The organism is Lyngbya sp. CCY1209 (assembly GCF_035615495.1).
In the GTDB taxonomy this organism is placed as follows: Bacteria; Cyanobacteriota; Cyanobacteriia; order Cyanobacteriales; family Microcoleaceae; genus Limnospira.
Genome location: NZ_JAJENU010000157.1, coordinates 1 through 879, shown reverse-complemented (window position 1 = coordinate 879; position 879 = coordinate 1). Strand labels below are relative to the sequence as shown.

Below are 879 nucleotides of genomic sequence, written 5' to 3'. Positions count from 1 at the left end.
AAGTCAGTCAGGCTCAGCCTGCATTTACTGTTTGACCCCAGAATCCCCGTCGCTGTCTTCGCGGGGAGTTTGTCAAAAATATATTTCCCCCGGTTGCGAACGGTTGTACGGGTACACCGCCGAGGAAATTGTCGCCGACCCCAAATTGTGGTCCTCTCGGGTTCATCCGGACGACTTCCACACCGTCGTCCGCCCCGCCCTGCACACCCTGTTGGACCGGGGCGAAGACGTCCGCTCCGAATACCGCTTTTACCGCAAAGACGGCTCCCTGCGCTGGTTTGCGGAAACCCTGACCGGCCGCTACGACCCGAGTCACAATCTCTGGTCCGTGACTATCGTCGCCGTCGATATCACGGAACGCAAACAGGCCGAACTCGCCCTGCAACAGTCGGAATATCTGTTTCGTTCCGTCCTGAAAACGATGCCACTCATCGCGGTTATCGTCGATCGCCGGGGAGACATCACCCTCGTCAACGATTGCCTGTTGGAACAGACCGGTTGGAAGCGGGAAGAAATCCTGCATCGAAACTGGTTTTCCACTTTCATTCCCCCGGAGATTCGGGAATCCCTCTACGACACCTTTTTTCGACTGGCCCCGGAAACCGGACAATTTCCCGCCCGCTACGAAAATGAAATCTTGGCCCGCACGGGGGAACGTCGCCTGATCGCCTGGAACAATACGGCCCTGCGCGATCGCGCCGATCAGATCGTCGGTTTCGCCAGCATCGGCGAAGATATCACCGACCGCCGCCGCGCCGAAGAGGCCCTCAGACGACAGGCCGAACAGGAGCGGCTGATTTTAGAAATTACGAGAAAAGGACGAGAGCTTGAAAGCCGTGTCTTTTTAAAGCACGGATGAAAAGCGAACGGCGACTTCAG

1 protein-coding gene is annotated in these 879 nt (G+C 57.2%); it reads left to right on the top strand.

Translation table 11 applies throughout. The annotated features are described in order from the left end of the window. Nucleotides 1-859, top strand: an 859-nt coding sequence (locus tag LKE08_RS02100) for a PAS domain S-box protein (protein ID WP_324702536.1), incomplete at its 5' end; no start/stop codon positions are given. Between the last annotated feature and the right edge of the window lie 20 nt (nt 860-879).